General features: G+C 70.6%; 11 protein-coding genes. 2 read left to right on the forward strand and 9 right to left on the reverse strand.

The window, feature by feature from the left end:
• Position 1: 1 nt before the first annotated feature.
• Together ddaH and ACIHFD_RS13470 are read right to left on the reverse strand one after the other, a co-directional pair.
• Positions 2-799: a dimethylargininase gene (gene ddaH, locus ACIHFD_RS13465; protein ID WP_397367069.1), complete on the reverse strand. Its 798-nt coding sequence runs from the start codon at positions 797-799 to the stop codon at positions 2-4.
• Between the two features lie 123 nt (positions 800-922).
• Positions 923-1,408: an Lrp/AsnC family transcriptional regulator gene (locus tag ACIHFD_RS13470; RefSeq protein WP_355201945.1), complete on the reverse strand. Its 486-nt coding sequence runs from the start codon at positions 1,406-1,408 to the stop codon at positions 923-925.
• A 91-nt stretch (positions 1,409-1,499) separates the two neighbouring features.
• On the opposite strand from ACIHFD_RS13470, the gene ACIHFD_RS13475 reads away from it, so the two are divergent.
• Positions 1,500-3,845, forward strand: a complete 2,346-nt coding sequence (locus tag ACIHFD_RS13475; protein ID WP_397367071.1) for a GH1 family beta-glucosidase — start codon at positions 1,500-1,502, stop codon at positions 3,843-3,845.
• A gap of 21 nt (positions 3,846-3,866) precedes the next feature.
• Here the strand turns inward: ACIHFD_RS13475 and ACIHFD_RS13480 are convergent, their stop codons facing one another.
• On the reverse strand, positions 3,867-5,039 hold the full coding sequence (locus ACIHFD_RS13480; RefSeq protein ID WP_397367072.1) for a hypothetical protein: 1,173 nt from the start codon (positions 5,037-5,039) through the stop codon (positions 3,867-3,869).
• A 77-nt stretch (positions 5,040-5,116) separates the two neighbouring features.
• Here ACIHFD_RS13480 and ACIHFD_RS13485 point away from each other — a divergent pair, with 77 nt between their 5' ends.
• Positions 5,117-6,079 (forward strand): isopenicillin N synthase family dioxygenase, encoded by a 963-nt coding sequence (locus ACIHFD_RS13485; protein WP_397367073.1) that lies wholly within the window; start codon positions 5,117-5,119, stop codon positions 6,077-6,079.
• A gap of 19 nt (positions 6,080-6,098) precedes the next feature.
• Here the strand turns inward: ACIHFD_RS13485 and ACIHFD_RS13490 are convergent, their stop codons facing one another.
• From ACIHFD_RS13490 to ACIHFD_RS13515, 6 genes are all read right to left on the reverse strand, one after another.
• Positions 6,099-7,484, reverse strand: a complete 1,386-nt coding sequence (locus ACIHFD_RS13490) for a glycoside hydrolase family 16 protein (protein ID WP_397367074.1) — start codon at positions 7,482-7,484, stop codon at positions 6,099-6,101.
• 110 nt (positions 7,485-7,594) lie between these two features.
• Positions 7,595-8,440: a vWA domain-containing protein gene (locus ACIHFD_RS13495; RefSeq protein WP_397367075.1), complete on the reverse strand. Its 846-nt coding sequence runs from the start codon at positions 8,438-8,440 to the stop codon at positions 7,595-7,597.
• Positions 8,437-9,288 carry a hypothetical protein gene (locus tag ACIHFD_RS13500; RefSeq protein ID WP_397367076.1) on the reverse strand — a complete coding sequence of 284 codons (852 nt, stop codon included), beginning with the start codon at positions 9,286-9,288 and terminating at the stop codon, positions 8,437-8,439. Before ACIHFD_RS13500 ends, ACIHFD_RS13495 begins: the two co-directional genes overlap by 4 nt.
• A 745-nt stretch (positions 9,289-10,033) precedes the next feature.
• On the reverse strand, positions 10,034-10,492 hold the full coding sequence (locus ACIHFD_RS13505; protein ID WP_397367077.1) for an NUDIX domain-containing protein: 459 nt from the start codon (positions 10,490-10,492) through the stop codon (positions 10,034-10,036).
• Complete coding sequence (locus tag ACIHFD_RS13510; protein ID WP_397367078.1) at positions 10,489-11,580, reverse strand: hypothetical protein; 1,092 nt, start codon at positions 11,578-11,580, stop codon at positions 10,489-10,491. Before ACIHFD_RS13510 ends, ACIHFD_RS13505 begins: the two co-directional genes overlap by 4 nt.
• A complete protein-coding gene (locus ACIHFD_RS13515) occupies positions 11,577-13,523 on the reverse strand; it encodes a nucleotidyltransferase domain-containing protein (protein WP_397367079.1) in 1,947 nt (648 codons plus the stop codon). The genes ACIHFD_RS13510 and ACIHFD_RS13515 overlap by 4 nt, the downstream gene beginning before the upstream one ends.
• Between the last annotated feature and the right edge of the window lie 90 nt (positions 13,524-13,613).

A 13,613-nucleotide genomic window follows, 5' to 3' on the forward strand; every position in this document is an offset into this window, starting at 1 on the left:
GTCAGTTCTCCCCCCTGATCTCCAGTGTGCAGCACTTGGGTCCGCCACCTGCTTTACGCAGCTCCGACAGGTCGACGGGAATGACCTCGTAGCCGCGTCGCTTGAGCTCCAGCTGCAGGTTCGAGGCCTCGGCGTTGATGACGACGTTCCTGCCGTCACTGACGGCGTTCAAACCGAGCACCTCGGCGTCCTCGGCGGTCGCGATCACCGCGTCCGGGAACAGCTTGCGCAGCACCTTCCTGCTGCCCTCGGAGAACGCCTCCGGGTAGTACGCGACATTGCGCCCGTCGAGCGGGAACAGCGCCGTGTCCAGGTGGTAGAAGCGCGGGTCCACCAGCGTCAGGGAGATCACCGGGCGGCCCAGGAACTCCTGCGCCTCCTGGTGCGCCACCACGTCCGTGCGGAAGCCGGTGCCGGCCAGGATGACGTCGTCGAGCGTGAGGAAGTCGCCCTCGCCCTCGTTGACGTGCAGCGGCTCGCGCGCCGGGTAGCCGTGCTCGGTGAACCACCGCAGGTAGGCGGGTCCCTCGGGGCCGCGCTCGGCGTGGGCGAACCGGGCGCCGTAGACGAGGCCGTCCACGACCAGCGCGCCGTTGGCGGCGAAGACCATGTCGGGCAGCCCCTCGATCGGGTCGATCAGGCTCACCCGGTGTCCGAGCTCCTCGTACGCCGCCTTCAGGCCCTCCCACTGCCGGACCGCCAGGTCGCGGTCCGCACCGGCCTCGGGGTCCATCCACGGGTTGATCGCGTACTCGACCGTGAAGTAGTCCGGACGGCACATCAGGAAGTGTTTGGGCATGCAGGTCTCCGTCGAGGTTTATGGGTGGATGTCCTTTTCGAAGGGACGGAGACAGCCTAAGAATGCATGTTTATGCAGGCCAAGTGTTTGGCATTGCGTGTTCGCGCGGGTCTGTTGCGTCTTTCAGAGCTGGGCAGGGGATCCGTTGCGCGGCTCCGGAACGGAGGTGCCGGGAGGTGCGTCCACGAGCCGCGAGAGCACGATGGAGCTCTTGGTCCGCACCACGAACGACTGCGCCGCGATGCGCTCGATCACCCGCTCCACGTGGCGCACGTCCGTGGCCCTGATGTGCAGCAGCGCGTCCGCCTCGCCCGTGATCGTGGCCGCCCCCACCACCTCGGGGAACTTCGCCACGGCCAGTGCGATGTCCGACGGCTTGGTCTTGCCCTGGCAGAACAGCTCCACGTACGCCTCGGTCGTCCAGCCGAGCGCCTGCGGCGCCACCCTCGCGCTGAACCCGGTGATCGCCCCCGTCTCGCGCAGCCGGTCCACCCGGCGCTTGACCGCCGACGCGCTCAGCCCCACCTGGTGTCCGATGTCCGCGAAGGTCGCGCGGGCGTCCTCGACGAGCGCCGCGATGATGTCACGATCGAGCCGATCCAGTTCCACGCGCTCTGTATACCGCCTGGCCAGGCTGGCGCGCGACGAGCGGCACGCGGGAGACTAAGCGGGCAAACAGTCATCGGAGGGTTCCGCCAAAATGAGCACCGCAAGCTTCCCCGAGGGTTTCGTGTGGGGAGTCTCTACCTCGGCCTTTCAAATCGAGGGCGCCACGTCCGCCGGCGGCCGGGGGCCGTCCATCTGGGACGTCTTTTCCGCCGACCGCGCCGAGGCCTGCGACCATTACCACCGTTATCCCGAAGACGTGCGGTTGATGAAAGACCTGGGAATGGCCGCCTACCGGTTCTCGGTGAGCTGGCCGCGGGTTTTCCCCGACGCCTCGGGCAAGGTGAACGAGGCCGGTCTCGACTTTTACGACCGGCTGCTCGACGAGCTTCTCGCGGCCGGCATCACGCCTTATGCGACCCTTTATCACTGGGATCTGCCGCAGGCGGTGGAGGAGCTCGGCGGCTGGCCGTCCCGCGACACCGCCCGCCGTTTCGCGGATTACGCCGCCGCCGTGCACGGCCGGCTCGGTGACCGGGTCGACACCTGGTTCACGCTGAACGAGCCCTGGGTGGCGGCTTTCCTGGGATACGGCGACGGGAGCCACGCGCCGGGCCGGAAATCGGCCGCCGAGGCGTTCAGGAGCGCCCACCACATGATGCTCGCGCACGGGCTGGCCGCGCAGGCCCTGCGCTCCGGCGGGGCGGCCCGGGTCGGGACGGTGCTCAACATCTCGCCCGTCCTGACGCCCGCCCAGGTCAGCGACTTCGGCAGGCAGCTGTCGGAGGAGGACGCCGAGGCCGTGGCCAGGATCGACGCCCTGGCCAACCGGCAGTTCCTGGAGCCGATGCTGCGCGGCTCGTACCCCGCCGAGATCCTGCCCATCATCGAGCGCAACGGCGGCCTCGACCACATTCGCGACGGCGACCTCGACATCATCGCCCAGCCCCTCGACCTGCTCGGCATCAATTACTACTCGCCTTCCGTGGTGCAGGCCCAGCCCAGCGAGCCCGCCGCCCCGGCCTATCCGGGAAGCGAGGGGGTGCTGTTCTGCACGATTCCGACGGCGGTCACCGCGATGGGCTGGCCGATCGTGCCCAATTGCCTTTCACTGGTGCTGCGGCGCCTTTCCGCGGAATATCCGGAGCTCGACCTGATGGTCACCGAGAACGGCGCCGACTTCGTCGACGTGGTGACCGGCGACGGCATTCACGACGTCGAACGCATCAGTTTCGTCGAGGAGCATCTACGGGCCCTGCTGTCGGCCGTCGAGGACGGCGCCCGCGTTCGCGGATATCTCGTCTGGACCCTGCTCGACAACTTCGAATGGACCGAGGGCTACCAGCGGAAGTTCGGCCTCGTGCACGTCGATTTCGCCACCCAGAAACGGCGGCCGAAGGACAGCGCGCTGTGGTACCGCGACGTCATCCGGCGCAACGGCCTCACCGAGACCCGGCCCAGGCGGCCCACCCTGGAGACCGTCGCCGCCCGCTCCGGCGTCTCCCGCGCCACCGTCTCGCGCGTGGTCAACGGCGAGGCTTCGGTGAGCCCCGAGGTCCGCACGGCGGTGATGCGGGCCGTCAAGGAGCTCGGCTACGTACCCAACGCCGCCGCCCGCAGCCTGGTCACCCGGCGGACCAACGCCATCGCCCTCGTCCTGTCCGTCCCCAGGCAGGGGGACGCGCTGACGGCCGCCGTCGTGCAGTACGTCACCAGCATGCTGGAGGGCGCCGGCAAGCAGATCACGCTCATGCTGGCCGACACGGCCGAGAGCCACCGGCGCATCGTCCAGCAGGCGGAGGCCCGGTTGGTGGACGGCGTCGTGCTGCTGCCGCCCGACCGGGGCGACACGCTGGCCGAGCGGCTCTCGCGTACGGACGTGCCGATCGTGCTCCTCGGCAAGCCGGCCGTCGCCTCGCTGGTGCCGTACGTGGACGTGGACAACGCCGGCGGCGCGGCCGCCGCCACCGAGCACCTCCTCGCGAGCGGGCGCCGCCGCATCGGCATGATCTGCGGCCCGATGGACCTGGTCGCCGTCCAGGACCGCCTGGCCGGGCACCGGGCGGCGCTGCAGCGGGCGGGCGCGCAGCCGTTACTGGCCCTCGCCGACCTCACCCGCGCCTCGGGCGCGGCGGCGGCCCGGCAGCTTCTCGGCGACGAGCCGGCGCTGGACGCCGTGTTCGCCGCCACCGACCAGCTCGCCATCGGGGCGCTGCAGACCGCGCGCGAGCTGGGCCGCCGGGTGCCCGAGGACCTGGCGATCGTGGGCTTCGACGACATCGACGCCGCCTCGGCCACCACGCCGGGGCTGACCACCGTGCGGGTTCCGCTGGCGGAGCAGGCGCTGGCCGTCGCGCGGCTGCTGCTGTCGCGGCTGGAGGGCCGCCACACCACCTCCGTCGTGCTGCCGACCCGGCTCGTGGTCAGGGAGTCGAGCTGAGCCCTCGTACCGGTACGGGAGTCAGGAGCGAGTGCGGCGGTGGAGGACGATGCGTTCGGCCCAGCTGGCCGCCTCCGGGTCCTTGAGGCCCTCCACCACGCCTCCCAGGTACGCCGTGGCCAGGCTGTCGAAGCCGCTGTCGAGCTGGCGCAGCCGGCCGGCCCTGCGCCGGTCCACCGCCTGAAGGTATTGGGCGATGCTCTCGGCGTACCCGGCGTCCCGCTGGTAGGCGGCCTGGGCAGCGGCGCAGGCGCGGGCCTCGGCGTCACGCTTGGCCCGCAGCTCCCGTAACCGCTGGTCGTTGGGGTTGTGCATGCGCCGCCCCAGGTCGGCGGCGATCAGGGCGGTGGCGATCAGGAGAGCCAGGAGCAGGATCATGGTGGGCACCTGGCTGACCCCCTCCGAGGTCGGCCCGATGTCCTGGCCGTCGACGACCAGTGGCTTGACCAGGGCGTCCCGGCGCAGGACGGCCACGGCGACGATGAGGCCGAGCCAGACGAGCGCCACCCCGGCCAGCAGCCACCGCCCCTTGGCCGGGCTGCCGTGCTCCTGCCACGACCGGAACGCGCGACCGTACATGTGCGGCGCCACCAGCATGATCAGAGCGGCACCGGCGGCGAGCAGCGCGGTCATCGCCACGCTGTCGCCCCAGTTGAGGATGACCTGGTAGAGGATGGGCACCTCGACGATCAGCAGGAGCAGCAGGAGGAGCGCGGCGGGCAGCCAGCGGCGGACGACCGGCCAGCGGCTGCCCGAGATCGCGATGGAGCTGGGCCGCCCGTCGCCCGGCCGGCGGCTCGGCTGCTCCAGCTCGGTGACCTGGCGCTGGCTGTCGTCCAGCGCCTTGCGCGCCTCCCCGAACGCCCGCTGCGACTCGGCGAGACTGATCTTCTGCGACTCGAACTCGGCGCGGGCCCGCTGGATCTCCTGCTCGGTACGGTCCTCGATCTCGGCCAGCTCGGCCAGCCGCTCGTCCTCCAGCTCGTGGAAGCGCGGCACGCTGCCGGTCTGGAGCGTGAGCGTGTCGATCTGGCCGTCGGCCGCGTGCCCCCGGCCGAGCTCGCGCTCCTCGTGGCGGCGCCGCGCCCAGTCGGGCAGGTGGTAGAGGTCGCCGTCGTACGCCACGGCAGGCGTGATGCGGGTGACCTGGCCAGGCTCGACGTCGTCGTCCTGCTTCCGGCGAATGAAGCGCATCAGGCCTCCTACCGCGGGTCCTGCTTTCGATTGTGCGCCACCGGGCGCCTGGAGCGGGCGGATGTCAAAATGACGGTGTGAGCGAATTGCCGGTGATCGACGTCTCGCCCCTGCTCGCCACCGACCCCGACCTCACCGCCGACCCTGCCGCCGCCAAGCGTGCCGTGGCGGAGGCGATCGGCGAGGCGTGCCGGGACAGCGGCTTCTTCTACGTCTCCGGCCACGGCGTGCCGCCGGACCTCCCGCGCCGGCTCGACGCCGCGAGCAGGCGCTTCTTCGCCCTGCCCGAAGAGGTCAAGGCCGAGATCTCCATGGAACGGGGAGGCAAGGCCTGGCGCGGCTTCTTCCCGGTCGGCGGCGAGCTGACCTCGGGGCGGCCCGACCTGAAGGAGGGCATCTACTTCGGCGCCGAGGAGCCGCCGGGCCCGCTGCCGCTGCACGGCCCGAACCTGTTCCCCGCCCAGGTGCCCGAGCTCCGCGACGCCGTGCTCGACCATCTCGGCTCGATGACCGCGCTCGCCCAGGCTGTCATGTCGGGGATCGCCCTGAGCCTCGGCCTGGACGAGGACTACTTCCGTTCCGGCTACACCGCCCAGCCGACCGTGCTTTTCCGGATATTTCATTATCCGCCCGCCCCGCCGGACGACCCCGACATCTGGGGCGTCGGCGAGCACACCGACTACGGCCTGCTGACCCTCCTCCTCCAGGACGCCAACGGCGGCCTCCAGGTACGCACCCCGCGCGGCTGGATCGAGGCCCCGCCCCTGGAGAACACCTTCGTCTGCAACATCGGCGACATGCTCGACAAGCTCACCGGCGGCTACTACCGCTCGACCCCGCACCGGGTGCGCAACCGCAGCGGCAACGAGCGCCTGAGCTTCCCGTTCTTCTTCGACCCAGGCTGGGACAGCGAGGTACCGCCGCTGCCGTACGCCCCCGGCCATCGCTGGGACGGCCAGGTCGACTTCACCGGCACCTACGGCGAGTACCTGCTGTCCAAGGTCTCCAAGGTCTTCCCGCGCCTCTTCGAGACCCTCTGAGCCTCAGCTGGTCGAGCGCTCAGCTGGTCGAGAACGTGAACCAGTTGACGTTGACGAAGTCCGCGGGCTGACCGCTGCTGAAGGTCAGATACACAGTGTGTGTCCCGGTCACGCCCGAGATGTTGGCCGGCACCGTACGCCAGCTCTGCCACCCGCCCGTGTTGGCCAGGGCGAAGTCCCCGATGGGAGCGGCGGTGGGGCTGTCCAGCCGGACCTGCACCAGCCCGCTCACCCCGGCCGCGGCCCCGGACGCCACCCTGGCCCTGAACTGGCGGGCGGTCTCAGTCCCGAAGTTCACGCCGTCGAACCGGAGCCAGTCGCCGTTGGCGATCGCCCCGACGTTCTGGCCGCCGCCGGTGTCCGTGGTGGTCTCGACGATGGTGCCCGACTGCGCCTGGTACTGCTCGGCCTGGATCGTCGAACGGGCGTCCACGCCCCCGGGCGGGTTCGTCGGCGGGGTGCCGCTGCCGCTCTGCCACACCGCCACGTAGTCGACCAGCATCGGCCGCCCCGGCACGGTCGCCGCCGTGGGTGTCTGGCCGCCGAGCGCGTTGGGGAAGGCCCCGCCCATGGCCACGTTGAGCAGCAGGAAGTAGCCCGCGTGTCCCGTCATGTTGGACCAGGTCGCGGCGTCGAACTGCGACTGGCTCACGCTGTGGAACTGCTGCCCGTCCACGTACCACCGCAGCTGGTTGGGGCTCACGCTGCGGTCCCACTCGAAGCGGTAGCTGTGGAAGGCCGCCTGGCACGTCGATCCGGGGCAGGCGCGGTTGGCGCCGAGGCCGGTCGTCTCCTGGCACGGCCCGCCCGGGTTGACGCCGCAGTGGAGCACGCCCCAGACGGCGTTGATGCCGTTGACGTTCTCCATGATGTCGAACTCGCCGATGCCCGGCCAGTTCCAGTAATTGCCCCGGTACGGCGCCCCGAGCGCCCAGAACGCCGGCCAGTAGCCCAGCGCGGCGTCGCCGGTCACGTTCGGCATCTGGATGCGGCCCTCGATGCGCAGGATCCGGCCGTCGGCGGGCTTGAAGTCGGCCCGCCGGGTCTCGATGCGCGCCGAGGTCCACTCGCCCGAGCTGCTGCGCTGCGGCGTGATGCGGAGGTTGCCGCCGCCGTCGAGGCTGAGGTTGGAGGTGCTGGACGTGTAGTTCTGGATCTCTCCGGTGCCCCAGTTGGCCGGGCCGCCGGGGTAGGCGTGCCCCGTGTCGACGATCCAGTTGGTAGACGAGGGCAGCGTGTTGGCGGCGCCGTCGAAGTCGTCCGACCAGACCAGCGACCAGCCGGACGGGGTGGGCGGGACGGCGGCCGAGGCGCTGACGGCCACGTTGACGAGCAGGCCGCTGAGCGCCGCGATCGCCACGGCCACCGCCGCCAGTCGGCGCCGGTGCCGGAGGGCTGTTGTCATCGTTGCTCCATGGGGGGTGGGGGCCTTGTGAGAGAGAGCGCTCTCTGGGCCGATGTCAACACAGTCTTTACCTGATGTCAACGTTGCGTATCCGGAGGGAGCGCGCTCTCCTAGAGCAGATCCACCGTGCTCGCGCCGGACGCCTCGAAGGACTCCCTCCAGAAGCCTTCGAGCAGCGGGAACCGGTCGGGGCTCGACGTCTTCTCCCGCAGGAAGCCGTGCACGACCACCGAGTACCCGGTCAGGTCGGGCAGCAGCCGCGCGTCCCGCAGTTCCTTGATCTTCTGCTTGCGCGCGCCCTCGCTCAGGTCCAGCTTGTTGATGTTCAGGTCCCCCCGGTTGTTGATCAGGTCGCTGAACACGATGAGCCGGTGCGGCTTGTCCGGCTGCCGCTGCGCGCCGAGCTGCTTGGCCACGTACCGCAGGGCTCCCAGCACGTCGGAGCCCTCGCCCTCCGCCGGGCAGTCGAACAGCTTCACCGCCCTCGGCACCACCTCCGTGATCCGGTGCGCCCTGACGCGATCCTCGACCACGGGGTTGTCGTTGGGGTTCTCGGCCTGGGTGGCGGCGATGGAGACCGGGTCCTGGCGGCAGGTGCTGCTCTCCGAGCTGCCCGTGACGGCCGCGAACCCGATCCAGTCGCAGCCCTGGGCGAAGGCGGGCAGCTTGGAGGTGACGTCGTTCCTGGAGGTGGCGGGGTCGGCGTAGCTGGTCGAGTCCACGATCACGCCGCAGACCGCCTTGGCCTCCGTCCCGCACGCCGCCACGGTGGCGGCCACCAGCAGGATCACCCCCAGCACCGCCCCAACCCCACGCGCCCTCGCCACCGCCTCCGGCCTGCACGCCTCCGACGCCGCGACGGGGTCGGGCGCTCCTCGAGCCGCCACCGGCCTGCGCGCCGGGATGCGCCGTTCCCGAGCCCCGTCGTCGTCGCCGTCACGCTCCTCGGCCCTCACATGCCCTCCTGCTCACTCCCTGAAGCGCGATCGTCCCCGGCGTCCCCCGCGTCGCGGTCCTCCGGGACGCCGGCATCGGCTGGCGGCGGCGGGGAGAGCTGGCGGCGCGCCCCTCCCGGCAACTCGCGGGGCATCACCTCGGCGTGCCACACCTCGATGCGGTCCTCGACCTCCCGCAGGATCCGCGCGATCTCCACCCGCCCGGAGACCGCCGTGGCGGTCTCACCCGTGGCGCCCATCGCGATGACCTCGCCCTTCCATAAGGACGGGATCTCCTCCCTGCGCGGATGGGCCCGCAGTACCCCGCCCTTGTACGCGGCGATGAGCTGCTCGGCCCTGGCGTGCACCGTCTCCACCTCGTGGTCGCGCTCGATCAGCGCGCTCTCCCACTCCTGGGTGAGGTGCTCGATGCGGGCCCTGGCCCGCTGCACGCCGACGTTCGCCTCCTCCACCACGGCCCGCCGCCGCGCCTCCGCCCGCCGCGCTCTCGCCTCCGCGATCGAGATGAACGCGTCAGGCTGCTGCTCGTCGACTTCGTCAGAGACGTGACCGTTGGCGAGGGACGGCTCCGGGTGGGTGTCACTCCTGGCCAGCTCCTGCAAGATCACCTCGCGCGCCCCCAGCGCCCGCTCCAGGATCGCGGTACGGGTGGCCGCCAGCCGCCGATCGACCTCGGTGACCTGCTCACGGGCCAGGGCCCGGACCTCGGTGACGTAGGCGGGCTGGAACTCCGGATCGGTGAACTCGCCCAAAGGATGCTCCCGGGCGTCCCGCATCCCCCGCCGACGCGCTTCCTCCCGCTCGGCCGGCGGATCGCCCCGCTTGAACAGCCGCGACAAGAACGCCATCCGCGTCTCCTGGCTTCAGCCGGACCCGTGTCCCTGCCCCCCCAGGCTAAACGGCCACTATCCGGAATGGCGGCGATGTCACCGTCACACGCATCGCTCGTGGCCCGAGAACGAGAGCTTATTAACTTACAGTAAAGACTTGAACTCCTACGGTTATAGTCGGCGCCGTGCAGGGCTGTAGGCGGCAGGCGGGACCAGCACGTCACCGAAGAAGTCGAACGGGTCCTCGGGTTCAACGGCGAACTGCTGGAGCTGCTTCCGGAGATCCACGTCGACCCGGGGCCCGATTGGTTCCGCGACTGGCCCGGCATCGAGGCGGCCGCGCACACCATCCGGGCATACCAGCTCGCGCTCATCCCGGGGCTCCTCTGTGTTCACCGGTTCCGAGTGGACGGCCTTCAGGGACGGGATGAGCAAGGGAGAGTTCGACTTCTAGCCGGATCACACAAGGAGCAGGGCGCCTGCCGGTTGACCACGCCATCGGCCCACGTGGGGCCGCGACGGAGGGAAGGTGCGGAACCCTCGTGGGCGCTTCCCGATCGGCTGGAGGCCGGCCAAGGCGACGAGCGCGCGCACCTGCTCGACCGTCATCTCAGGATGGAGCTCGCGGGCCGCATCCTCCGCAGTCCACAGTTCGGCAGGCAGGTCGAGAGCCACGCCTCCATGATGCCTGCCCCAGGCGCCAGTAGGGCGGCGCCCGGGGAAACCCGACAAAGGCTCGTTGTGCCGCCGCACGACGACGGGATCAGCGTGCGAAGGGGAGCCACTCCGGCCGCAGGTCGGCGAGCTCGAACACGCCTGACCCGTGTTCGGCCAGTAGCTCGGCCACTTGCTCGGGCTTCAGATCGATCGACGCGATCCCCGCAGCCGAAAGCGGCACCTCCTGCACGAGGTACTCGCCTCTGGCCGGCTCGGCAAACTCCGGGCCTGTCCGCTTCGCCGGATCCCAGGACTCGATGGTGGCAAGGAAGAAGAGCTGACGTTCCTCTGCACCGTCGATCACGTGGATCAGCGAGTGGATGCGCGCCTTGCCCGCCAGTTCCTCGCGTATCTCCCGCAGCAGCGCCTCCTCCAGGCTGGCATCGCTGTCCTCCACGCCACCTCCGGGAAGCACCCAGTACGGCGCCATTGCGGGCCGCACCCGTTTAATGGTCAACACGCCGTTGCCCGGCGTGACGAGAACGCCCCGAACGCGTGTCTTCATGAACGTCCCTCCGATCGGGCTGGCTGTATGCCGTTCACCGCCACCGGGCCGGGCTCGACGCGGGCGAGGTCCTTCAGCAGGATGCGCTCGCACAGCACCTGGGCCAGTAACGCCAGACAGAACGCCCGGTCCGCCTGGGCCATGGCAGTGAGAGGCAGGACGCCCAGGATACGCAGCACCAGCCATGGGCGGAGGGCGCTCAGCGGATCGTCGCCGGCCGCGACGAGTGCACCAAGGTCGCCGTGCAGGCGCCGCGTCAGGGTGGCGATTGCCGCGTGGCGTCCCGCGCTCACCTGCAGGTTGCCGCTGACCTCCAGTCGGCCTTGTCCGGTGCGCAAGTGGGTCAGCGCTGGGGGCCATGCCGGGCCGGGCGTGCGGACGGTCCGCCAGTAGGTCAGCGGCTTGTACCTCGGCACGAGCCAGCCGCCCATTGCCAGGAGGTACCACAGCAGGATGGCCGCCTCTCCGGCCAAGGCATTGCGGCCTGCGTGTTCGCAGTCCAGCCAGCACAACGGCGCGGCGAGGTTCGGCTCAGTCGGGTCGCCTTGAGTGAGCGCCGTAGCTGTCACCGTGGCCGGGGCCAGTTGCTCGCGGAGCTGGGCGAACAGGCGGAGGAAGTCGATGTCGACGGTCGACTCGCCGGTGACGACGGTCAGCGGGGGCTCCGCACCGTACCAGCGGTCCAGCCGTCCGCCTGGGCGTAGCCGTCTGGCATACAGGCCGGGTTGGCACGAGCCGATCGGAGCTGGTTCGCCGGTGCGCTCGGCGGCCAGCAGGATGCTGTCACAGGCCGCGTCCATGAGGGCGGTGACGGCGGGAACCTGACTGGGGTCGGCGTCGGCGCGGGTGATGAGGTCGGCAAGGAGAGCGGTGCAGCGGCCGTCGGCGAACACGTCCTGATAGATCAGGGTGTGCCGGCCGTCGGGGTCTACGGTGGTGCCGAGAAGGACGGCGGCCGGAAGATGGCCGCGTACTGCCGCATGGCCGCGCGCCTCAGCTTGGGCCAGCGCCGCTGGCATGCTCTTGCGGAAGGTGCCGTCATCGTGGTGGTGGAAGCTGCCGGGCGCGTCCTGGATCATCGCGGTCATACTGCCGACTCCAGGCTGGCCAGCCACCACGCCAGCACCTGTTCGGCCATCGCGGTGACCTGCTCGGCCGCGCCGAACCGCGGGTCGGATGGGGCCTCGGGCAGGTCGCCGGCGAGTTTGGCGAACGCGACCAGGGCGTCGCTGTCGGCGGCGTGCAGCTCCCCCTCGCACCGCAGCACGATCTTCGCCAGCAGCGCGGCCACCTTGTACACCGCGCGCACGTCGATGGGTTCGCGCAGAAGGAGCCGCCGCAGGTCCATAGCCGCCGTCGCCCCGTCCCGCCAGGTGCGCGCCGTCACGGTGGCCGGGTCCGGATGCGGCACGGTGAACCCGGGGGCGGCCCAGATCGCGGGGAGCGCGCCGTCGGCGATCTGGGCGAGCGTGTACAGCAGGCGGGACGTGAGCGCGCCGGCCTGGCATTCAGCGGGAGCGAGCACGGTCAGCCCCAGCTTGACGCCAGCGAGGCGCCCACGGGCCTGCCGGAGAGCCGCGCCGATGGCGGGCAGTGCCGGCGGGTCGGCCACGATGAGCACGTCCAGATCGGACCAGCCGTCCAGATACTTTCCGCGGGCACCAGAGCCGGTGACCGCGATCAGGCGGACTGTGTCGTCTGGCCGGGTGAGTGCGGCCACTATGTAGTCGAGGAAGCCGGTGAGGTGATCGGGCAGGCCGAGCTCGGCCGGGAGCACCACCCGCGGGGAGCGGCGTGGCCAGAGCCGATCGCGTATCAGCCGGTCCAGGGCGTGCCCGAGTTCGGTGACCGACCGGTTGTTGTCGATCACGTGCTGGGCGATGTCGCGGACGCGGTCGGCGCCGCGGGCGCGTTTGATGCGGTCGCGTTCGGTGACGTCGTCTGGGCCGAGGGTGCCGCGTGTGGCGCGCACAGTCGGGTCGGCGTCGAGGTAGACCGTGGTGAGGCTGTCGCCGAGGAGCTTGCGCAGTTCGGTGGCCAGGTCGTGGCTGTGGAGGCTTTCGATGCTGAACGTCTGCTGGTAGTGGTGGGCGTGCGCGTAGGCGTCGAGTTCCAGCGCCAGCAGTTCGGCTTGCTCGGCGATGGGGAGGGCGTAGATGTCGGTGAGCCGGTGGCGGGCGGCGGCGAGGTCGAGCAGGTAGCCGATCTTCAGGCGGCTGACGCCGTGCTCGTGCTGGAGATGGCGGCCTGCGGTGGACTTGCCGCATTCCGACAGGCCGCCGAGCGCGATGATCCACCGATCATTGATCGTGGGTGCCAGGACGGCCGGGCGGGTGAGCGTGGTACAGATGTCTGCGTGCACGGCGAGGATGGGGTGTACACCGGTCACGATTGCGTCGCCCGGGGGGAGTTTGGCGAGGTGCTCGTTGAGGGCGTGCTGGTAGCGGCGGTAGACGGGGGTGATCGCGGGCTCCCGTGACAGTGCCATCCGGGCGCCTTCGCGGGGGGCGGCGTGGTGCAGAAGCAGGATTTCGTGCTCGGCTTGCTGGGCGTGGGCGATGGCCGACGCGTAAGGGGCGAGCAGGAGGTGAGCGCGCTCGGCGGCGAGTTCGGTGCGCGTGTGTTCGCGGACGGCGATGGTGGCAGCGACAGAGGCCACGAGCATGGTCATGCCGCGGTCGATGAGGATCAGCGGGGCGGGCGGACCGCTCTGGGCGGCGGCGGAGCGGGCGAGGTAGGAGCAGGCCAGCACGTCTGTGACCTCTTCGATCGGCGCGGTGCCGAACCACCAATCGGGCAGGCCGTTGCGTTTGGCGTGCTGCCAGCGGCGGTCGTAGTCGTCCAGCGGGCCGAGGCTGCGGGCGCCGGTCCGGTGTTGCAGGAGGCGGGCGTGTGTGGTCTTGCCGACGTTGTCGGGCCCACTCAGGGCCACGACGGCAAGGTGGCCGGGGGTGAAGCCGCTGGTCGGCTCGGACTGGCCGATTGGGTACGCGCCGAGCGGCACGGCTGCGCCGGATCTGAGGACGTGCATGGTGTCGGCCCTCCGTTGCTGGGTGATTGAGTGCCGCCACACTCCGCTGAGCCGATGGCAGGCATCAATGCCGCCCTGACCGGAACATTG

The sequence above is a fragment of the Nonomuraea sp. NPDC051941 genome, from assembly GCF_044593615.1.